Source organism: Streptomyces sp. ActVer, assembly GCF_027270795.1.
GTDB lineage: Bacteria > Actinomycetota > Actinomycetes > Streptomycetales > Streptomycetaceae > Streptomyces > Streptomyces umbrinus_A.
The window spans coordinates 1-19,189 of record NZ_JAPWHT010000180.1; the positions used below are offsets into that span (position 1 = coordinate 1).

The 19,189-nt window shown below is 70.7% G+C and carries 17 protein-coding genes and 3 pseudogenes; 10 read left to right on the forward strand and 10 right to left on the reverse strand.

The genetic code is table 11. The features are described 5' to 3' along the window. The 4 genes and pseudogenes from O3Q52_RS26950 to O3Q52_RS26965 form a co-directional block, all read right to left on the reverse strand. Positions 1–795, reverse strand: a pseudogene (locus tag O3Q52_RS26950) (hypothetical protein); the annotation flags it as partial. After that, positions 777–1,517 (reverse strand): ABC transporter ATP-binding protein, encoded by a 741-nt coding sequence (locus O3Q52_RS26955; RefSeq protein WP_269651320.1) that lies wholly within the window; start codon positions 1,515–1,517, stop codon positions 777–779. The pseudogene O3Q52_RS26950 and the gene O3Q52_RS26955, both read right to left, overlap by 19 nt. Before the next feature lie 461 nt (positions 1,518–1,978). Continuing rightward, the gene (locus O3Q52_RS26960) at positions 1,979–3,376 is read right to left on the reverse strand and encodes an aspartate aminotransferase family protein (RefSeq protein ID WP_269651321.1); all 1,398 of its coding nucleotides are present in this window, start codon (positions 3,374–3,376) and stop codon (positions 1,979–1,981) included. Further along, complete coding sequence (locus tag O3Q52_RS26965) at positions 3,361–3,882, reverse strand: Lrp/AsnC family transcriptional regulator (protein WP_269651322.1); 522 nt, start codon at positions 3,880–3,882, stop codon at positions 3,361–3,363. Before O3Q52_RS26965 ends, O3Q52_RS26960 begins: the two co-directional genes overlap by 16 nt. Before the next feature lie 163 nt (positions 3,883–4,045). Here O3Q52_RS26965 and O3Q52_RS26970 point away from each other — a divergent pair, with 163 nt between their 5' ends. Further along, positions 4,046–5,485: a gamma-aminobutyraldehyde dehydrogenase gene (locus tag O3Q52_RS26970; RefSeq protein ID WP_269651323.1), complete on the forward strand. Its 1,440-nt coding sequence runs from the start codon at positions 4,046–4,048 to the stop codon at positions 5,483–5,485. 100 nt (positions 5,486–5,585) lie between these two features. Here O3Q52_RS26970 and O3Q52_RS26975 read toward each other — a convergent pair whose 3' ends face one another. Then, positions 5,586–6,146, reverse strand: a complete 561-nt coding sequence (locus O3Q52_RS26975; protein WP_269651324.1) for a hypothetical protein — start codon at positions 6,144–6,146, stop codon at positions 5,586–5,588. Positions 6,147–6,317: 171 nt separating this feature from the next. On the opposite strand from O3Q52_RS26975, the gene O3Q52_RS26980 reads away from it, so the two are divergent. From O3Q52_RS26980 to O3Q52_RS26990, 3 genes are all read left to right on the forward strand, one after another. Then, positions 6,318–6,971 carry a response regulator transcription factor gene (locus O3Q52_RS26980; RefSeq protein ID WP_269651325.1) on the forward strand — a complete coding sequence of 218 codons (654 nt, stop codon included), beginning with the start codon at positions 6,318–6,320 and terminating at the stop codon, positions 6,969–6,971. Continuing rightward, positions 6,968–8,230 carry a cell wall metabolism sensor histidine kinase WalK gene (locus O3Q52_RS26985; RefSeq protein WP_269651326.1) on the forward strand — a complete coding sequence of 421 codons (1,263 nt, stop codon included), beginning with the start codon at positions 6,968–6,970 and terminating at the stop codon, positions 8,228–8,230. The genes O3Q52_RS26980 and O3Q52_RS26985 overlap by 4 nt, the downstream gene beginning before the upstream one ends. A 252-nt stretch (positions 8,231–8,482) precedes the next feature. Next, complete coding sequence (locus tag O3Q52_RS26990) at positions 8,483–9,646, forward strand: spermidine/putrescine ABC transporter substrate-binding protein (protein ID WP_269651332.1); 1,164 nt, start codon at positions 8,483–8,485, stop codon at positions 9,644–9,646. Here the strand turns inward: O3Q52_RS26990 and O3Q52_RS26995 are convergent. Continuing rightward, positions 9,641–10,390, reverse strand: coding sequence for an ATP-binding cassette domain-containing protein (locus tag O3Q52_RS26995; protein ID WP_269651327.1), 750 nt, complete (start codon positions 10,388–10,390; stop codon positions 9,641–9,643). The two genes, O3Q52_RS26990 and O3Q52_RS26995, sit on opposite strands and share 6 nt — an antisense overlap. Positions 10,391–10,651: 261 nt before the next feature. On the opposite strand from O3Q52_RS26995, the gene O3Q52_RS54210 reads away from it, so the two are divergent. Together O3Q52_RS54210 and O3Q52_RS54215 are read left to right on the forward strand one after the other, a co-directional pair. Next, the gene (locus O3Q52_RS54210; RefSeq protein ID WP_332112947.1) at positions 10,652–10,984 is read left to right on the forward strand and encodes a histidine kinase dimerization/phospho-acceptor domain-containing protein; all 333 of its coding nucleotides are present in this window, start codon (positions 10,652–10,654) and stop codon (positions 10,982–10,984) included. 250 nt (positions 10,985–11,234) lie between these two features. After that, complete coding sequence (locus tag O3Q52_RS54215) at positions 11,235–11,471, forward strand: sensor histidine kinase (RefSeq protein WP_332112948.1); 237 nt, start codon at positions 11,235–11,237, stop codon at positions 11,469–11,471. A 55-nt stretch (positions 11,472–11,526) separates the two neighbouring features. Here O3Q52_RS54215 and O3Q52_RS27005 read toward each other — a convergent pair whose 3' ends face one another. Beyond that, positions 11,527–12,681: a serine hydrolase gene (locus O3Q52_RS27005; RefSeq protein ID WP_269651328.1), complete on the reverse strand. Its 1,155-nt coding sequence runs from the start codon at positions 12,679–12,681 to the stop codon at positions 11,527–11,529. Positions 12,682–13,012: 331 nt separating this feature from the next. Here O3Q52_RS27005 and O3Q52_RS27010 point away from each other — a divergent pair, with 331 nt between their 5' ends. Then, complete coding sequence (locus tag O3Q52_RS27010; RefSeq protein WP_269651333.1) at positions 13,013–14,239, forward strand: alginate lyase family protein; 1,227 nt, start codon at positions 13,013–13,015, stop codon at positions 14,237–14,239. 53 nt (positions 14,240–14,292) lie between these two features. Further along, positions 14,293–15,957, forward strand: a complete 1,665-nt coding sequence (locus O3Q52_RS27015; RefSeq protein ID WP_269651334.1) for an RNA polymerase sigma factor — start codon at positions 14,293–14,295, stop codon at positions 15,955–15,957. On the opposite strand, the gene O3Q52_RS27020 is transcribed toward O3Q52_RS27015, so the two are convergent. Then, positions 15,896–16,303, reverse strand: coding sequence for a helix-turn-helix domain-containing protein (locus O3Q52_RS27020; protein WP_269651329.1), 408 nt, complete (start codon positions 16,301–16,303; stop codon positions 15,896–15,898). The genes O3Q52_RS27015 and O3Q52_RS27020 overlap by 62 nt on opposite strands. A gap of 70 nt (positions 16,304–16,373) precedes the next feature. Between O3Q52_RS27020 and O3Q52_RS27025 the strand changes: the two genes are divergently transcribed. Next, positions 16,374–16,973 (forward strand): NADPH-dependent F420 reductase, encoded by a 600-nt coding sequence (locus O3Q52_RS27025; RefSeq protein ID WP_269651335.1) that lies wholly within the window; start codon positions 16,374–16,376, stop codon positions 16,971–16,973. On the opposite strand, the gene O3Q52_RS27030 is transcribed toward O3Q52_RS27025, so the two are convergent. Both O3Q52_RS27030 and O3Q52_RS27035 read right to left on the reverse strand, forming a co-directional pair. Continuing rightward, positions 16,970–17,662 carry a glycerophosphodiester phosphodiesterase gene (locus tag O3Q52_RS27030; protein WP_269651330.1) on the reverse strand — a complete coding sequence of 231 codons (693 nt, stop codon included), beginning with the start codon at positions 17,660–17,662 and terminating at the stop codon, positions 16,970–16,972. The two genes, O3Q52_RS27025 and O3Q52_RS27030, sit on opposite strands and share 4 nt — an antisense overlap. A 17-nt stretch (positions 17,663–17,679) precedes the next feature. Further along, positions 17,680–18,772 (reverse strand): annotated as a pseudogene (locus O3Q52_RS27035) (adenosine deaminase). A 98-nt stretch (positions 18,773–18,870) separates the two neighbouring features. On the opposite strand from O3Q52_RS27035, the pseudogene O3Q52_RS27040 reads away from it, so the two are divergent. After that, positions 18,871–19,189 (forward strand): annotated as a pseudogene (locus O3Q52_RS27040) (precorrin-3B C(17)-methyltransferase); the annotation flags it as partial.

The window sequence follows — 19,189 nt, forward strand, 5'->3', positions numbered from 1 at the left end:
GTCGAGCGCCGCGGCACTGGTGGACACCTCGGGGCCGCCGTGCCCGGCGGAGGCGGTGCGGCCGGTGGTGTCCTGCCCGGAGCCGCCCCGGCCCGCGGAACCCTCCCGGCCCGCGGAACCGTCCTGACCCTCGGAGCGCGGGCCCGCCTTCGCCTCCGTACGTGTCTCCGTACGCGTCCCGAATCGCCCGTACGCGCCGAAGCCGACGCGTTCGACGGAGCGGCCGTATCCGCCGAAGCCGCTCAGCCGGCCTGGCCGTCCGCCCGTCGTGAGACTGGGCCTCGGGCCCCGCGGCCGGAGCACCGTCGCGCTGGCCGCCGAGGCGATGAGCGGTACGAGGGCCAGCAGGGTGAGCGCGGCCGGGAGGGGCAGCGGCTCGTCCGCGGCGAGGAGGTCGGCGGCGTCGCCGTCGAAGGGGAGGCCGGTCAGGTCGCCGCGCAGATGCAGGAAGAAGAGCAGGGCGATCATCGAACCGAGCGTGCAGGACACGGCGGTGGAGATCGCCGCGAGGGCCGTCAGGCGGGCGGGGCCGAGGCCGAGCGCCGACAGCCCCTGCCGGGGGCGGGTGGCCGGGTCGGTCCGGGCGACCGCCACCGCGAACTGCACGGTCGCGGCGAGCGGCGCGACGCACCAGGCCAGCCGCAGCACGGCCGCACCGGACGCGTCCGGGTGCCCCATCGCGTACCCCAGGGTGCACAGGAGCAGGAAGCCCGTGCCCGCCGACGCCGCCGCGACCAGGAGTCTGCGGAGCTGGACGGCGGGGCGGGCCCCGCGCGCTAGACGGAGAGCGAGCACGCGGCCCGGCCTTCCACGCTGTCGGACACCGGCGGCAGATGGACGGTGTTCACGCGCCGCCCGTCGAGCAGCGACACCGTGCGGTCGGCGAGGGCCGCGGTGTCCGCGTCGTGCGTGGCCAGTACGACGGTGATCCCGTGCGAACGGGCCGCCGTCGTGAGCGTACGCAGCACCTGGGCCCGGTCGGCGCGGTGCAGCGGGGCGGTGGGCTCGTCGGCGAAGAGCACGGTCGGCGCGGGGGCCAGGGCGCGGGCGATGGCCACGCGCTGTCGCTCGGCGTGCAGAAGCGCGTACGGGCGTTTGCGGGCGCAGCCGCCGATGTCGAGGCGGTCCAGCCACTCCAGGGCGGCGGTCTTGGCGCGGCGGCGCGAGACACCGCGCAGCATCAGGGGCAGGGCCGCGTTCTCCCAGGCGTTCAGCTCAGGGACCAGGACCGGCGTCGGGTCGATCCAGGCGAACCGGTCGCGGCGCAGCCGCTCGCGGGTCAGCGGACCCATGGTGTGCACGGGCGTGCTGTTGAACCAGACCTCGCCCTGCTGCGCCCGCAACTGCCCGGACAGGCACTGGAGCAGGGTCGTCTTGCCGCTGCCACGCGGGCCGCCGACGGCGAGGATCTCGCCCTCGCGAACCCCGAGCGAGACGCCGGTGAGCGCGGGCGAGCCGTTGTGCTTGACGTGCAGGGCGCGTGCCCACAGCACGTCGTTGTCCGGCGGAGCGACCATCGCGTACACCTCGGTTCGATCAGAAATGCCGTGCTGAGTCCCCCGTACGGGGGAACGAAGACGGAGGCATTCGGTCACGGTCCCGGTCACGCGTAGGGTGCGTCGTGGGCAGTGCGTCGTGAGAACCAAGCACGCGCTGCCTCCTAGGCATTTATGCCGTCCGGGCTGGTTTCAACCCGGCTGGTGTCGATCGCGTAAGACTCGACCGTTCGCTGAGCGGCCGAGCGGCGTGAACCAGGAATCCCCCTCGGCCACGAGGGGGAGGATTCAATGGGCACGCTAGGTAGTCAGTGGCGTGAGTAGAGACAACACGCGGCCCCGGGGCGCCCATTCTCACTCGAACGGGCGGCACCGGGGCCGGTGTTGATCACAGATTCAGCTCATCGGAGCCGGAGCCGGAGCCGGAGCCGGAGCCCAGGCTGAGCCGTGTCACGGTCAGAGCCCCTGGGGGCTCGGCGGGATCAGAGCTTCGCCCACGCCTCCGTCAGCACCTGGCGGACGATCCCCTCGATCTCGTCGAAGGTCGACTGGTCGGAGATCAGCGGCGGCGAGAGCTGGATGACCGGGTCACCGCGGTCGTCGGCGCGGCAGTAGAGGCCGTACTCGAAGAGCTTCTTGGAGACGAAGCCGTAGAGCACGCGCTCCGACTCCTCGTCCGTGAAGGTCTCCTTGGTGGCCTTGTCCTTCACCAGCTCGATGCCGTAGAAGAAGCCGTTGCCGCGGACGTCGCCGACGATCGGCAGGTCGTGCAGCTTCTGCAGGGTGGAGAGGAACGCCCCCTCGTTGTCCAGCACGTGCTGGGTGAGGTTCTCGCGCTCGAACAGGTCGAGGTTCGCGAGACCCACGGCCGCCGACACCGGGTGGCCGCCGAAGGTGTAGCCATGCAGGAAGGTGTTGTCGCCCTTGTAGAACGGCTCGGCAAGCCGGTCCGAGATGATGCACGCGCCGATCGGGGAGTAGCCCGACGTCATGCCCTTGGCGCAGGTGATCATGTCCGGCACGTAGTCGAACTTGTCGCAGGCGAACATCGTGCCCAGGCGGCCGAAGGCGCAGATGACCTCGTCGGAGACGAGCAGCACGTCGTACTGGTCGCAGATCTCGCGGACGCGCTGGAAGTAGCCGGGCGGCGGCGGGAAACAGCCGCCGGCGTTCTGCACCGGCTCCAGGAAGACGGCGGCGACCGTCTCCGGGCCCTCGAAGAGGATCTGCTCCTCGATCTGGTCGGCGGCCCAGCGGCCGAAGGCCTCGGGGGAGACGCCGGACCCCTGGTCGAGGAAGGAGGGCGCGCGGTAGATGTTGGTGTTCGGGACCTTGTGGGCGCCCGGGACCAGCGGCTCGAACGGGGCCTTCAGGGCCGGCAGGCCCGTGATGGACAGGGCGCCCTGCGGGGTGCCGTGGTAGGCGACCGCGCGGGAGATGACCTTGTACTTGGTCGGCTTGCCCTGCAGCTTGAAGTACTGCTTGGCGAGCTTCCAGGCGGTCTCGACGGCCTCGCCGCCACCCGTGGTGAAGAAGACCTTGTTCAGGTCGCCCGGCGCGTAGTTCGCGAGGCGCTCCGCGAGCTCGACGGCCTTCGGGTGGGCGTACGACCAGATCGGGAAGAAGGCGAGCTCCTGCGCCTGCTTCATCGCCGTCTCGGCCAGCTCCCGGCGGCCGTGGCCCGCCTGGACCACGAACAGCCCCGCGAGACCGTCGAGGTAGCGCTTGCCCTTGTCGTCGTAGATGTAGGTGCCCTCGCCACGGACGATCGTGGGGACGGGAGCGTTCTCGTACGAGGACATGCGGGTGAAGTGCATCCACAGGTGGTCGTACGCGGTTCGGCTGAGGTCCTTGGTGGTCACGGCTATCGGGTTCCCCACATATAGGTCTGCTTCTTGAGCTTGAGGTAGACGAAGCTCTCGGTGGAGCGCACGCCGGGCAGGGCCCGTATGCGTTTGTTGATGACGTCCAGCAGGTGGTCGTCGTCCTCGCAGACGATCTCGGCGAGGATGTCGAACGAGCCGGCGGTCATCACCACGTACTCGACTTCCGACATGGCGGTCAGCGCGTCCGCCACCGGCTCCAGGTCGCCGTCGACATTGATGCCCACCATCGCCTGTCTGCGGAAACCCACGGTGAGCGGGTCCGTGACGGCGACGATCTGCATCACGCCCTGGTCGAGCAGCTTCTGGACGCGCTGGCGCACGGCCGCCTCGGAGAGGCCGACGGCCTTGCCGATCGCGGCGTACGGCCTGCGGCCGTCTTCCTGGAGCTGCTCGATGATGGCGAGGGAGACGCTGTCCAGCGGGGGAGTGGTGTTCCCCGACCGGGTGTCTCGGGAGCCCTTTGGCTCTGCGCTGCGACTGGACACGCGCTCACTGTGCATGAGGCATCAGCAGTTCCGCAAGAGTTGATTGATGAAATTCGTTGTCTGTGCGGCCCGCATGTGCGGATTTCGCAGTTCTGGGGCGATCGGGGGTGTTGAAAACGTGGGACGCGGGACTAGGGTGGATGTCTCAGTGATTGGACATCTGACTGGAGGGCCGGCAGTGAGCACCGAGCTGCGTCGTCTGCGCAATTACATCGACGGAGAATTCCGCGATGCCGCCGATGGACGGACCACCGACGTGGTCAACCCCGCGACGGGCGAGGCCTACGCCACCGCGCCGCTGTCCGGACAGGCCGACGTCGACGCCGCGATGGCCGCAGCCGCCGCGGCCTTCCCGGCCTGGCGCGACCAGACCCCGGCCGAGCGCCAGAAGGCCCTGCTCAAGATCGCGGACGCCTTCGAGGAGCGCGCCGAGGAGCTGATCGCGGCCGAGGTCGAGAACACCGGCAAGCCCATCGGCCTGACCCGGTCCGAGGAAATCCCGCCCATGGTCGACCAGATCCGCTTCTTCGCGGGCGCGGCGCGCATGCTGGAGGGCCGCGCGGCCGGCGAGTACATGGAGGGCCTGACCTCGATCGTCCGCCGCGAGCCGGTCGGCGTCTGCGCGCAGGTCGCGCCGTGGAACTACCCGATGATGATGGCCGTGTGGAAGTTCGCCCCCGCGCTCGCGGCCGGCAACACGGTCGTCCTCAAGCCGTCGGACACCACGCCCGCCTCCACGGTCCTGATCGCCGAGATCATCGGCTCGATCGTCCCCAAGGGCGTCTTCAACGTCATCTGCGGCGACCGCGACAGCGGCCGCGCGATGGTCGAGCACCCGGTGCCCGCCATGGCGTCGATCACCGGCTCAGTGCGCGCGGGCATCTCGGTCGCCGAGTCCGCCGCCAAGGACGTCAAGCGCGTTCACCTGGAGCTGGGCGGCAAGGCGCCGGTCGTCGTCTTCGAGGACACCGACATGGCCAAGGCCGTCGAGGACATCTCGGTCGCGGGCTTCTTCAACGCGGGCCAGGACTGTACGGCCGCCACCCGCGTCCTCGTCCAGGAGTCCGTCCACGACGAGTTCGTGGCCGCGCTCGCCAAGGCCGCAGCCGACACGAAGACCGGCATGCCGGACGACGAGGACGTGCTGTACGGGCCGCTCAACAACCCGAACCAGCTCAAGCAGGTCACCGGCTTCATCGAGCGACTGCCCGCCCACGCCAAGGTCGAGGCGGGCGGCCACCGCGTCGGCGACAAGGGCTACTTCTACGCTCCGACCGTGGTGTCGGGTCTCAAGCAGGACGACGAGATCATCCAGAACGAGGTCTTCGGCCCGGTCATCACCGTCCAGTCCTTCTCGGACGAGGCGCAGGCCGTCGAGTGGGCGAACGGCGTCGAGTACGCACTCGCCTCCTCCGTCTGGACCAAGGACCACTCGCGCGCGATGCGCATGGCCAAGGTCCTCGACTTCGGCTGCGTCTGGATCAACACGCACATCCCGCTGGTCGCGGAGATGCCGCACGGCGGCTTCAAGAAGTCCGGCTACGGCAAGGACCTTTCGGCGTACGGGTTCGACGACTACACGCGGATCAAGCACGTGATGACGTCCATCGAGGGCTGATGGTCCGCCGCTGATGGCATGAACGGCACGGCCCCGGGCGGGAGTTGATCCGCTCGGGGCCGTGCCGTGTCGGTCGCCCGGATGGCTGGGCGAGTACGAATCAGACGGTCTTTGTGAGTACGAGTCCGGCGACGCTCAGCTCTGCGTCGGAACCCTTCCCGCTCTTGTCGCCCTTCTCGTTCTTCTGCACCTCGCGGCCGCCGCAGTCCGGGGGCCAGGGCCGGTCGCCCTTGCCGGGCGGCTCGTCGGGCGGGACCGGGAAGTCGACGCCGATGTCGTCCAGGATGTGCTTGCAGGCCTTCACGGCCTTCCGGAACTCCTTCGAGACCGGGTCGGGACGGCTCGTCCGTTCGCCCGCGTCGATCCGTACGCGTACGCCGTCGCCGTCCTCCGTCGTGTGGATGACGATGTCGGGGAAGTCCTCCAGGCCGTTGTCGCGCACGCACTCGGTGAACTCGCGGGAGGCCTTGTCCTGGCGCTTCCAGTCGGTCGAACCGTCCGGGTCGTCGTCCTTCGGGGGCTCCGACGACGACCCGCCGCTCGACGGGGCGGACGGGTCGGCCGCGACCGCCTGGCCCGCGTACACCCCGCCGAGCGTGACGGCGGTGATCAGGGCGCAGGCCGCGGCCAGCCGGCGGTGCCCTTTCGTCGTGCTTCGCATGTGGATCCTCCTGGGTGCGTCTCTGGAGTTCCCTGGTGCGGGTCTCCTCGAATCACCTCAGCGCGCGGGCGGTTACGGCACGGGAACGGTTGCTCTTACCGCACTGTTACCGCCCGGCGGGCACGCTGGCCGCAGGGTTCGCAGCAGCCGGAGACGCAGCCGGAGATGCCGATGCGCGTATTGGTGGTCGACGACCACGAGGAGCTCGCCGAGACCGTCGCGGCGGGACTGCGCAGAGAGGGTGTGGCCGTCGACATCGCGCTGGACGGCCATGCGGCGCTGGAGCGGGCCACGGTCAACGGCTACGACGTCGTCGTACTCGACCGTGATCTGCCCGGGCTGCACGGAGACCGGGTCTGCCGGGCCCTGGCCGAGGGGGGCAGCCGGGCGCGGGTACTGATGCTGACCGCGTCCGGCACGGTCGCCGACCGGGTCGCGGGGCTCGGGATGGGCGCCGACGACTATCTGCCGAAGCCCTTCGCGTTCACCGAACTCGTCGCGCGGATACGGGCGTTGGGGCGCCGGGCCCAACCGGCACTGCCGCCGGTCCTGGTCCACGGCGATCTGCGGCTCGACCCCGCCCGGCGGGTGGCGTCCCGCGACGGCCGCCAACTCCCTCTCAGCCCGAAGGAGTTCTCGGTCCTGGAGCTGCTGATGGGGGCGGGCGGGGCCGTCGTCTCCGCCGAGGAACTGCTGGAGCGGGCCTGGGACGAGGCCGCCGATCCGTTCACCCAGACCGTGAAGGTGACGGTCAGATGGCTGCGGCGCAAGCTCGGGGAACCGCCGTTGATCGAGACGGTGGCGCAGGCCGGGTACCGGGTATGAGCGTGCGTCTCGGGCTCCCCGCGGTGTGGCGGATCCGCGGACGGAAGAGCATGCGCGGGCTGCCGGGCATCCGGGGACCACAGAGCATCCGGTGGCGGCTGACGTTGGTCTACGGCGGGTTGTTCGTGGTGGCGGGCGCGGTGCTGCTGGCTCTCACGTACGCCCTGATGTCCGAGCGCGGCGAACAGGTATCGATGACCAGGCCCGATCCGCCTCCGGGGGAGTGGGGAGCGGAGGCGCCCGCCGTCCAGGGGTACGTACGTGAGCAGTTGGTCGCCCAGCGCAGCGACCAGCTCCATCAGCTCTTCGTCGAGTCGGGGGTCGCGCTCGGCGTCATGGCGCTTGCCTCGCTCGTGCTCGGGTGGCTGGTGGCCGGGCGGGTGCTCGCGCCTCTGCGGAGCATGACCGGGGCGGTGCGGCGGATCTCCGCGGACGCCCTGCATCGACGGCTCGCGGTGGCCGGGCCGGCCGACGAACTCAAGGATCTCGCCGACACGTTCGACGATCTGCTCGCCCGCCTCGAAGGCGCCTTCGAGGCGCAGCGGCGGTTCGTGGCCAACGCGTCGCACGAGTTGCGTACACCGCTCACGCTGCAGCAGGCCGTCATCGATGTGGCGCTCGCCGATCCCGGGGCCGATGCCGAGACCCTGCGGGCCGCCTGTCTTCGGGTGCGGGCCGCCGGGCAGGAGCAGGAGCGGTTGATCGAGGCGTTGTTGACGTTGGCGCTCAGTCAACGGGGGGTGCCGGAGCGGGAGTTCGTGGATCTGTCCGTGGTGGCGGGCGAGCTGTTGCCCGACGGTGGGCCCCGGGTGTCCGCCGAGCTCTCGCCCGCGGCGCCGGTCGGGGATCCGCAGTTGATCGGGCGGCTGGTGAGCAACCTCGTCGAGAACGCGGTGCGCCACAACGTGCCGTCGGGGGAGGGGGGTTGGGTTTCCGTCTGGACCGGGGTCGTCGACGGGCGGGCCTCCTTGCGGGTCGTGAACAGTGGGCCCGTGGTGCAGGGGGATCAGGTGGGCGTTCTGTTCGAACCGTTTCGGAGGGTGGGAGCTGAGCGGGTGCGGTCTCGGGCTCGCGCCCGGGAGGGGTCCGGGTTGGGCTTGTCGATCGTGGCGGCGATCGCGGCGGCGCACGGGGGTGTGGTGGAGGCGCGGGCCCGGGGGGAGGGCGGGCTGTGGGTGGAGGTGGTGTTCCCGCCCCCGCCGCCCCTTCCCGTCCCGATCCTGGGGGCTGCCGCCCTCAGACCCCCCGCATCGGCCTGAACGGCCTCGTCCTCAAACGCCGGACGGGCTGAATGTGTCGGCCCGGGCCGCGAAATCTTCAGCCCCTCCGGCGTTTGAGGAGCGGGGGTTCGGGGGCGGAGCCCCTGAGGCAGGGACGGGAATCGGTAAGGGCGGCGGGGGCGACACTGTGTCGCCCCCGAGGCGGACGGATCGACGCAGCGTCCATTGCCCGTCCGGCAGGGCAGGCGCCATGCTGCCCACGTGCCAGCGAACCCGAACCAGAGAACGCGAATCTCCCGCCGCACCCTGCTGCGCACCCTCGGCACGGGCGCAGCCACCGCACTGGCCGCCGGCTGCGGCGTACCGGCGGCGTACGTCGCGCCGTCGGACCGGTCGAGAAGCGACCTTTCGGCCACGGACAAGCGCCTGACGTGGGCCAACTGGCCCCTCTACATCGACACGGACGACGAGGACGAGTCGAGGCGCCCCACCCTGGACGCCTTCGAGAAGCGCACCGGGATCCAGGTCACGTACACCGAGGAGATCAACGACAACGACGAGTTCTTCGGGAAGGTCAGCCCCTCCCTGATGAACCATCAGGAGACCGGCCGGGACCTGATGGTGATCAGCGACTGGATGTGCGCGCGGTTCGTACGCCTGGGCTGGGTCCAGGAGATGGACAGATCCAGGCAGCCCAACGTCACCAAGTACCTGGACCCGCAACTGCGTTCACCGGCCTTCGACCCGGGCCGGGGGCACAGCGTGCCGTGGCAGTCGGGGATCACCGGCATCGCGTACAACCGCCGCAAGGTCGGCCGCGAGATCCGGCACGTCTCCGACCTGTGGGCGGACGACCTGAAGGGCCGCGTCACGCTCCTCTCCGGTCTCGACGAGGCGTTCGCGCTGCTCATGCAGGGCAATGGCGTCGACATCACCAGGTGGACCGCGGACGACTTCCACACGATGTGCGAGCAGGTCGAGAAGCTCGTCCGCACGGACCACATCCGCCGCTTCACCGGCAACGACTACATCAAGGACCTGTCGAGCGGCGACGTACTGGCCTGCCAGGCGTACAGCGGTGACGTGATCCAGCTCCAGGCCGACGACCCCGACATCGAGTTCGTCGTCCCGGAGGAGGGCGCCGAACTCTGGTCCGAGTCCCTGATGATCCCGAACCTCGCCCGCCACAAGGCGAACGCGGAGACCCTCGTCGACTACTACTACGAGCCGTCCGTCGCCGCCGGACTCGCCGCCTGGGTCAACTATGTCTGCCCCGTCCCGGCCGCCCAGGACATCCTCGCCTCCGCCAAGGACGAGGAGACCGCCGCCCTGGCCGAGGACCCGCTCATCTTCCCCGACACCGCCATGCGCAAGCGGCTCGCGATCGCACGGGACATCACGTCGAAGGAACGCACGGACTTCGCGAAGCGATGGAACGCGATCGCGGGGCTATGACTTGGCCCTGACCAGGCCGGAGTCGTACGCCATGATCACGGCCTGGATCCGGTCGCGTGCGCCGATCTTGGCGAGGACCCGGCCGACGTGCTTCTTCACCGTGGACTCGGTGAGGACGAGCCGTTCGGCGATCTCCGTGTTCGTCCAGCCGTGGCCGATGGCGACCAGGACCTCTCGTTCACGGTCGCTGAGGGTTCCCAGGCGGGGGTCCTCGGCGACGGGGGCGTCGGCCGGTGCGAGTACCTGGTGGGCGTAGGCGTCCAGCAGGCGCCGGGTCAGGCGGGGCGCGACGACGGCGACGATCGCCGGGTCCCCGAGGAGTGCCGAGGCGATGCCGAGCCGCTGGCCCATGCCGAGGGAGAACGCGCCCACGCGCTTGCCGGCCACGCTGGTCAGCCCGGCCAGTTCGATGACCTCGTCCACCCGACGGCGCGAAATGCCGTGGGTGTACGCGAGCGCCATCAGGTGGTTGAAGGCGCTGCGCCCGGGATGGACGGACTTGGCCTCCAGGAGGGTGCCGATCTCGTGCAGGGGCGCGGCGTGCCTGGCATAGGCCCGGCCGCCCACGGTGACCGAGCCCCTGGTGGGCGCGTCCAGGCCGACGACCATGCGCATGGTCGTGGACTTGCCCGCTCCGTTGGGACCGAGGAAGCCGGTCACCTCACCGGGCTTCACGGTGAAGGTCAGGTTGTCGACGACCGTCTTGTCGCCGTACCGCTTCGTCAGCTCACGCGCTTCGATCATGGGAGTGGGCCTTTCCTGCCTCGAAACCGGCCGCGGATGTGCCGCGGTGCCTGCTCTCGAAGTTAGGAGCGCGACGGGCCGGGACTCTGGGACCTGAGGGGAGTCTTCGGCGCCCGAGTGGTACCGCGGTACCACTCGGGCCACCCGCGCCTACGACTCTCAGCTGAGACCCAGCCGACTCTCGGCGAATTCCCAGCCCGCTGTCGCCGGTTTCCCCGCTCGGACGGCGAGTGTTCCGCACAGCTCGGTCTCCGGTCGGCGATGCCACGTACCGGGGCCTCCGCGGGCTCGCCCTTTCTGCCGGAGCCGCCCCGTCACCGTCCATCCCCGCCCGCATCCCGCCGGACGACACGTCACCCCCACCGTTGTCTCTCCGTACGAGGGTTCTCCGAGGCCCGGCTGCGCCGGTTCGTCGCCGACGCCGGACACGAACTGCGCACACCGCTGACGACCAACCAGGGTTTCGCCGAACTGGCCCTGTGCTGCTGGCCAAGCTGGACAAGGAACCCGCCTACCGCAGCGAGCGGGTCGATCTGCCGGCAGTGGCCGCGGACTCCGTCAGCGCGCCGGCCCACCAGGGCGACGGACGCCTGATCAGACTGGGCACCCTCGGCAGCGGGGCGGCCGCCGACGAGGAGGACCTGGAACTGGTCGAGACGACCGGCGATCCACACCGGCTGCGCCAGGTCGTGGGCAACCTGCCGGCCAACGCGCTGACGCACACCCCGCCCGGCACGAGGGTGGACGTACGCATGGGTACCGGGCGGGCCGCACCACCGGAGGCACAGACCGCCCCGGCCGGACGAGCCCCTCGCCACCGCTGCGCGAAGGGGCGCCGATCTGTGTGCTGGAAGTCGCGGACCGGGGCCCCGGCCTGTCCCCGGAAGAGGCAGACCGGGTCTTCGAACGCTTCTACCGGGTCGACCCGTCCCGCTCCCACGACCACGGCGGCTCCGGCCTCGGCCTCGCCGTCGCGGGCGCGATCGCCCAGGGCCACGGCGGCCGCCTGGAACTCGAGACGGCCACAGGACGCGGCAGCGTCTTCCGGCTCGTGCTGCCCGCGGGTTCCGGTACGCCCTGAATCAGCAGAGTCGGTTCTCGGACGCCAACGGCCGTTCGGGGCAGGTCCGGATGAGTCACCCGGTTCCGAACGTCGCCCAAAGGATCCGCTCGGCCACCGGATTCGTCTCCTCGCTCTTCGCGTCGGTCGCGTTCACAGAAAACACGAGGGTGCGTGACAGATTGCGCGTGGCGGCGATCACCGTGTTGTAGCCGGGCCTGGCACCGGACTTGGCCCAGATGACGGTGCCGTCGTCGAGCTCGTACTGCTGGAGGCCGGCGCTCATCGTGGCGTTCGGCACGTCGGGGAGCGTGAACATCTCCTTGTCCAGGAGGGGTCGGGGGACCAGTCGGCCGCGGAACAGGGCGAAGAGCAGGCGTTCCAGGTCCTCCGTCGTCGAGATCATGTCGCCCGCGGCCCACCGGTCCGACATGTTCCACTCGGTGGCGTCCACCAGCCTGCCGTCCGCCAGGATCTGGTAGCCGCGGTTGTGCGGGCCGTGGATACGCGGGTCGGGGCCGCCGGGGAAGGACGTGTGGCGCATCCCGGCCGGCCGCAGGACCCGTACGGCCGCCTGGTGCTCGTACGTGTCGTGGGTGACCTTCTCGATGAGCAGGCCGAGCACGGTGTAGTCGATGTTGGCGTACTTCTGCCGCGTGCCCGGGCGGAAGGCGGGGCCTGCGGCGACGGACGAGGCCACGACCGCCTCAGGGGTCAGCGTCTCGAACCGTCGCTCGTACCCCTCGCCGTTCACGTCACCCAGCGTCGCTCCGGGCTTCAGCCCGCTGGTGAAGGTCAGCAACTGCCGTACGGTGATGGGCTCGAACGCCTTCGAGAGGAGGCCGGGGAGGTAGGTCTGGACGTGTCGGTCCAGGTCGATCCTGCCTTCGGCGGCGAGCTGCAGCACGACGGCCGCGGTGACCACCTTGGTGGTCGAACCGGCCCTGAACCGCCCGTGTTCCAGAGCCTTGCGGCCACTCGCCAGGTCGTGCACCCCGGCGCTGCCCCGCCAGGTGCCGGCCTTGCCCCCGACGCGTACGAGCGCGGCCGTCGTGTCCTTGTCCGGAATTCCCTTCAGCGCTTCGCGTAAGGCCTTGTCGGTTTTCGGACTCACGGTCTCCCGTACGACCGCCGTGGGGGCGGGGGTGGCGAGCGCGGTCCCGGCCAGGGGCCCCGCGGTGAGGCCCAGGACCACGACGGCGGCACAGGCGGTACGGATACGGAGATGCATCGGCTGACTCCCAGGGGTGGTCGGTGACCTTCATCCTCCGGTCGTACGCCGTCGCCGCGGATCCTCTCCGAGGAGGGGGCCGACCCTGGCCGCGACCCTCATCAACTGCCTTGCTGGACAAGGGTGTTGTCAGGGGTTCCCTCTAGGGCGACTCACGGCGGTGCCGGAAAACTGTTATCCCGGAAGCCTCTCCTCCGTCTCCTGTGCACAAGCACCACACGCACCGCACACAGCGCGTGCAACACACAGCGCACACGCCCCTCCATCCGCACAGGAGTCATTCGTGGCAGAGCACAACAAGCACCGCATCAGCCGCCGCAGCGCCCTCCAGATGGCCGGTGGTGTCGCCGCCGCGGGAGCCGTCGGCGGTGTCGCGGTCTCGTTGGGCGGTGGTGACTCGGCCGACGCGGCGCAGACCGGTGCCTCCCCGTCGCCCGGCGCGTCCGCCGGGAAGCCGGTCTTCGCGCACCCCGGGATGCTGCACAACGCGGGCGACCTCAACCGGGCCAAGGTGCGCGTCGCCGCCCGCCGGGAGCCCTGGACTGCGGGCTGGCAGCGGCTGACCGCCAACCGGCACTCCGCGAGCACCTGGGCCCCCAGGCCGCAGGCCACGGTCGTCCGCGGCGGCACCGGCCAGAACTACGTGTCCCTCTACAACGACATCCACGCCGCCTACCAGAACGCCCTGCGCTGGAAGATCGCGGGCACGAAGGAGAACGCCGAGGCGGCCGTCGCGATCCTCAACGCCTGGTCGGCCACGCTCACCACGGTCACCGGCAACGCCGACCGGTTCCTGGCCGCCGGGCTCTACGGCTACCAGTTCGCCAACGCCGCCGAGCTGGTGCGCGACCACGACGGCTTCGACCTGGCCCGCTTCCAGAAGATGATGCTCAAGGTCTTCCACCCCATGAACGAGGACTTCCTCACCCACCACAACGGCGCCGTCATCACCAACTACTGGGCCAACTGGGACCTGTGCAACGTGGCTTCGGTCATGGCCATCGGCATCCTCTGCGACGACAGGACCCTGTTCGACCGCGCGGTGGAGTACTTCAGGAAGGGCGCGGGCAACGGCTCGATCGGGAACGCCGTCCCCTTCGTCCACGAGTCCGACGGCCTCGCCCAGTGGCAGGAGTCCGGCCGCGACCAGGGGCACACCGCGATGGGCGTGGGCCAGATGGGCGCGATCTGCGAGATGGCCTGGAACCAGGGCGTCGACCTCTACGGCTACGACGACAGCCGGTTCATGAAGGGCGCCGAGTACGTCGCCAAGTACAACCTCGGCGGCGACGTGCCCTTCACCAAGTACAGCTGGCGCAGCGGCACCGGGAACGGCAAGTACAACGAGCAGGCTGTGATTTCCGGCATAGCACGTGGAGAGGCTCGTCCCGTTTGGGAGATCCTGCACTACCACTACGCGCGCCGTCGTCGGCTCTCCGTTCCGAACATCACGGCCATGGCTGAGAAGGTGCGTGCGGAAGGCGGAGGCGGTGACTACGGCCCGAACAGCGGCGGCTTCGACCAGCTCGGCTTCGGGACGCTGCTCTACGCCAAGTGACACCTCTCCGGAAAGGGACGTACGTGAATGGGACGTACGTGGAAGGGACGTACGTGAACGGGCGGCAGTGGCGTACGACGATCGCGGCGGCACAGGCCGGTGACCGGCGCGCGCTCGACGAACTCGTCGAGGGCTGGCTGCCGCTGGTCTACAACATCGTCGGCCGCGCGCTGAACGGTCACGCGGACGTCGACGACGTCGTGCAGGAGACCATGCTGCGCGCCGTCGGCAACCTCGGCACCCTGCGTGACCCGGACAGCTTCCGCTCCTGGCTGGTCGCCATCGCCATGCGGCAGATACGCGACCGCGCCAGACGCCGGACCTCCGAGTCACTGGCCGACGACGCGGCCCAGGAAGCCACCGACTTCGCCGAACTCACCGTGCTGCGGCTCCAGTTGGAGGGCCAGCGGCGCGAGGTCGCGGAGGCGGTGCGCTGGCTCGACGACGAGGACCGGCAACTGCTGTCGCTGTGGTGGCTGGAGGTCGCGGGCGAACTCACCCGGCGCGAACTGGCCGCGGCCGTCGGCATCAGCCGCCAGCACACCGCCGTACGCGTCCAGCGGATGAAGGCCCGCCTGGAGGCCGCGCGCGGCATCGTGCGGGCCCTCGACTCGTCCTGCCCCGAACTGCGCGAGCTGGCCGCCCGCTGGGACGGCCGCCCCGACTCGGTGTGGCGCAAACGGCTGGCCCGGCACATCCGCGGCTGCCGCCACTGCGCCGCGCCCGGCGAGGCGGTCGTACCGGCCGAACGGCTGCTCGTCGGGCTCGCGCTCGTCCCGATCCCGGTCGGCTTCACGCTCTCGCTCGCCCTCGGCGGCAAGACGGCGGCCGCCGCGACGACCGCCGCCACGGGGGTCGGCTGGTCCGCCAAGGTCGTCGCCGCGCTCACCAAGCCCGCCGTCGCCATGACGGCCGGGGCGACCATCGTCGCGGGCGGCGCCTACGTCGTCACCCAGCCGGACGCGACACCGCCGCCAAAGGCCGCCGCCCCGCCCACGGCGGCGAGCACCTCGCGGCCCAAGGCGCCGAGCCCCACCGCGAAACCCAGCCCGTCACCGTCCCCCAGCAGAACCCGGCAGGACCTGTACGGCACGGTCGTCGACGCCGTCGACCAGGCCCCGGACCCGAACGCGCGGCCCGCGGACCTGCCGCGCCGCCCCGAGTCCGGGCTCACCAGCACCGGCGGACCCAAGGCCGTGATGCAGCACCGCGGGGACAGCGTGACGCTCACCGGCCAGGGCTATGTGCTGGTGCGCTGGCAGATCTCCCCCAAGTCGCGGCCCGGCGCCCTGGTCATGCCGGCCTGGACAGGCCTCAAGGGGAAGCTGTTCCACGTGGCCTCGGGCGGCGGCCGCCGGATGGACGACACCTTCGAGGAGAACGCCGACGGCTACACCTCCGGCATGGGCGGACCGCGTGTCGGCTACACCGTCCTGCCCAACGGCACCCAACAGATGTGGCAGAACGAGTACTTCTACGTCGACGGCACCGTCACCCTCACCCAGAACGAGCGGGGCGCCGACTACGGACTCATCGTCTTCCCGTCGAACCGGGACGCCGTGACCAAGGACGTCATGACCGGCCCCGCCCAGGGCGCCATCCGCTACGGACTGGTCCGCGACACGGGAAAGGACACGGCACCGATTCCCCAGTACGTCACGCGCTCGACCCCGGCCGATGCGGCGACGGTCCGTCAGAAGTCGCGGGTGACAAGCTAGTTGCCCGTTCCTGGGCCGCCATCACCTCGTCCCCGTGGTCGAAGGCCCACGCCCCGAACGTCGCGATCGGGTCGAGCAACGTCCGCCCCAGCGCGCTGAGTTCGTACTCCACCCGGGGCGGCGACCCGGCGTACGCGCGCCGCACGACCAGACCGTTGAACTCCAGCCGCCGCAGCGTCTCCGTCAGGACCTTCTGACTGATCCCGCCGATGTGTTCACGCAGTTCACCCGGGCGTCGAGGCCCGTGCCGCAGCGCCCAGACGACTACGGCGTTCCAGGTGTTGGAGAGCAGGTCGAAGGCGAGCCGGGCGCGGCAGTCGGCGAGGAAGAACGGTTCGGTGCTCACACACCGAATGGTGCCCGAGCGGCTTCCTACTGTCGTGGGAGATCGACCCATGGACCGGAGGTACGGGCGGATGCGCATAGGGATTCTCGGCACGGGCGGCATGGCGGACGCGCTCGGCACGCAGTGGCGGCGGGCCGGACACGAAGTGCGCGCGGGAAGCCGGTCGGGCGGACTGAGGGAGGCGGCCGAGTTCGGCACGGACGCGGTGCTGCTGGCGCTGCCGTACACGGCGGTGGTCGACGTGGTCGCCGGTCTTGAGGACGTGCTCCGCGGGCGGGTGCTGATCGACTGCACCAACCCGGTGGGCCCGGGCTTCGCCATGCTCACGGCGGGCGGGCCCGCGGCGGCCGAGCGGATCGCCTCCGCCGCCACGGCCGCAACCGTCGTCAAGGCCTTCAACCTCTGCCACGTGGACGTCTGGCGGCTGACCCCGCCGGTCTTCGACGGCCGCCCGCTGGCGGTCCCGCTGTGCGGGGACGACGAGGCGGCGCTGACCGTCGTACGCAGGCTCGTACGCGACCTGGGCTGCGAGCCGTTGAACGCGGGCGGCCTGGACCGGGCCGGGCTGCTGGAGGCGACGGCGGCGCTGCTGATCGGACTGTGGGTGGGGGAGGGGGCGGACGCCCAGGCGATCGCCCCGCCGCTGGAGTTCGCGGGCCCCGCTCTCTAGCCCTTCGGGCCCTTGCGCAGGGAGCACAGTGTGTCGATGCGGTTCGTGGTGATCGAGTCGACGCCCGCGTCGAGGAGGCGCCGCATGGAGCGGCGGGTGTCCGGCGTCCACACCGAGACCAGATACCCGTCGCGGTGCGTACGGGCGATCACGTCGCGATTGGCAAGCCCGAAGCGGTAGTTGAGCCAGCGGGGCCGCACCGCGTCGAGCAGTGCGGGCCGCGGGGGCGCGAGGGTCGTCCAGGTGAGGGCGATCTCCGCGGCGGGGTCGGCCGCGCGGACGGCGAGCATGACGTCGGCGCCCGCGCAGTAGTACACGCGTTCCTCGGCGCCGAGGTCACGGATGACGCCGACGATCCGGCGGACGGCACGCGCGTCCGCCGGACCCGGCAGGTCGACCATGAACCGGCCGTCGTCCGTCGACTTCAGTGCCTCCTCCAGCGTGGGAACACCGCCGAAGGTCAGGCCCCGCACCTCGTCCGAGGAGAGCGACACCAACGGCCGGTCCTGCTCCCACAACCGCTTCAGCGTGCTGTCGTGCAGCAGCACGGGCACGCCGTCGCGGGTGAGCCGGACGTCGATCTCCACCGCGTCCGCGCCCTGTTGGAGCGCGGAACGCAGGGAGTCGATCGTGTTCTCGCGGACGCGGTAGGGGTCGCCGCGATGGGCCACGGCTGTCACGGTACGCATGGGCCCATTGTGCTGGCTCAGGGAGCCAGCCAGGCAGAGGTGTACGTGTCGATGTCCTCGGCGAGCTTCGCCTTGCCGGCGTCGTCGAGGAAGGAGACCTCGACGGAGTTCTTGGCGAGCGCGGCGAGACCCCGCTCGTCCAGGTCGAGGAGGCGGGCGGCCACCGCGTACTCGTTGTTGAGGTCGGTGCCGAACATCGGCGGGTCGTCGGAGTTGATCGTGACGACGACTCCGGCCCGGACGAACTCCTTTATGGGGTGCTCGTCGAGCGTGCGCACCGCGCGGGTGGCGATGTTGGACGTCGGGCAGACCTCCAGCGCGATCCGGTGCTCGGCCAGGTGCGCGAGGAGCTTCGGGTCCCGGGCGGAGCTGGTGCCGTGCCCGATGCGCTCGGCGCGCAGATCGGTCAGCGCGTCCCAGATCGTCTCCGGTCCCGTCGTCTCGCCCGCGTGCGGTACGGAGTGCAGGCCGGCCGCGATCGCACGGTCGAAGTACGGCTTGAACTGCGGCCGGGGCACGCCGATCTCGGGTCCGCCGAGCCCGAAGGAGACCAGGCCCTCCGGGCGGAGCTTGTCGGTGGTGGCGAGCCGGACCGTCTCCTCGGCGGATTCGAGACCCGCCTCGCCCGGGATGTCGAAGCACCAGCGCAGCACGGTCCCGAAGTCGGCTTCGGCGGACGTGCGCGCGTCCTCGATCGCCTCCATGAAGGCGCCCTCGTCGATACCGCGACGGGTCGACGAGAACGGCGTGATCGTCAGCTCCGCGTAGCGGATCTGCTGGCGGGCCATGTCCCGGGCGACCTCGTACGTCAGCAGACGTACGTCCTCGGGGGTGCGGATCAGGTCCACGACGGACAGGTACACGTCGATGAAGTGGGCGAAGTCCGTGAAGGTGAAGTAGTCGACCAGGGCCTCGGGGTCCGACGGCACCTTGGAGTCGGGGTGGCGGGCTGCCAGCTCGGAGACGATACGGGGGGAGGCTGACCCGACGTGGTGGACGTGGAGTTCGGCCTTGGGCAGTCCGGCGATGAAGGCGTGCAGGTCGTGGTGGTCGGTCAAGGGTCTCTCCCCGGGACGGCGTCCGGCCGTGTGTCCGGCGGACGCGGGTGATCGGCTGATCGGTGGTTCAGGGATCATCGTAGGACGCGGTCCGTACGGGGAGGCCCGGGCCGTAGCATGACGCTACGTACGACAGAGGGGACTCCGCGCATGTCCGACGACGCGCAGACGCCGGATGCGGCGGCCGGCGACGAATCGGGGGCCCGCCCCGAGGACGCGGCTCCCGCGGCGAAGGTCCCGCTGAGCAAGCCGTCCGCCGAGCCGAACCCCTGGGCTCCACCGGTGGACGCGGCCCCTGGAGAGGGGTCCGGCCCGACACCGCCTTCGGTGCACGACCAGCAGACGGTGACGTCGCTGCCGGGCGGGATGCCGCAGGTTCCGGGTACGGGCGCGGGTGCGGGTCCGGCCACTCCGGTGCCGCCCGGTTCGACCCCCTCAGGCCCTCCGCCCTGGGCCAACCCGTTCGCGC

What these genes read in the sequence shown, in the direction of transcription:
- O3Q52_RS26955 (WP_269651320.1), bottom strand. Translation starts at nt 1,517, where the DNA reads ATGGTCGCTCCGCCGGACAACGACGTGCTGTGGGCACGCGCCCTGCAC.
- O3Q52_RS26965 (WP_269651322.1), bottom strand. Translation starts at nt 3,882, where the DNA reads ATGCACAGTGAGCGCGTGTCCAGTCGCAGCGCAGAGCCAAAGGGCTCC.
- O3Q52_RS26975 (WP_269651324.1), bottom strand. Translation starts at nt 6,146, where the DNA reads ATGCGAAGCACGACGAAAGGGCACCGCCGGCTGGCCGCGGCCTGCGCC.
- O3Q52_RS26980 (WP_269651325.1), top strand. Translation starts at nt 6,318, where the DNA reads ATGCGCGTATTGGTGGTCGACGACCACGAGGAGCTCGCCGAGACCGTC.
- O3Q52_RS26985 (WP_269651326.1), top strand. Translation starts at nt 6,968, where the DNA reads ATGAGCGTGCGTCTCGGGCTCCCCGCGGTGTGGCGGATCCGCGGACGG.
- O3Q52_RS26995 (WP_269651327.1), bottom strand. Translation starts at nt 10,390, where the DNA reads ATGATCGAAGCGCGTGAGCTGACGAAGCGGTACGGCGACAAGACGGTC.
- O3Q52_RS54210 (WP_332112947.1), top strand. Translation starts at nt 10,652, where the DNA reads ATGCCACGTACCGGGGCCTCCGCGGGCTCGCCCTTTCTGCCGGAGCCG.
- O3Q52_RS27005 (WP_269651328.1), bottom strand. Translation starts at nt 12,681, where the DNA reads ATGCATCTCCGTATCCGTACCGCCTGTGCCGCCGTCGTGGTCCTGGGC.
- O3Q52_RS27010 (WP_269651333.1), top strand. Translation starts at nt 13,013, where the DNA reads ATGGCCGGTGGTGTCGCCGCCGCGGGAGCCGTCGGCGGTGTCGCGGTC.
- O3Q52_RS27025 (WP_269651335.1), top strand. Translation starts at nt 16,374, where the DNA reads ATGCGCATAGGGATTCTCGGCACGGGCGGCATGGCGGACGCGCTCGGC.
- O3Q52_RS27030 (WP_269651330.1), bottom strand. Translation starts at nt 17,662, where the DNA reads ATGCGTACCGTGACAGCCGTGGCCCATCGCGGCGACCCCTACCGCGTC.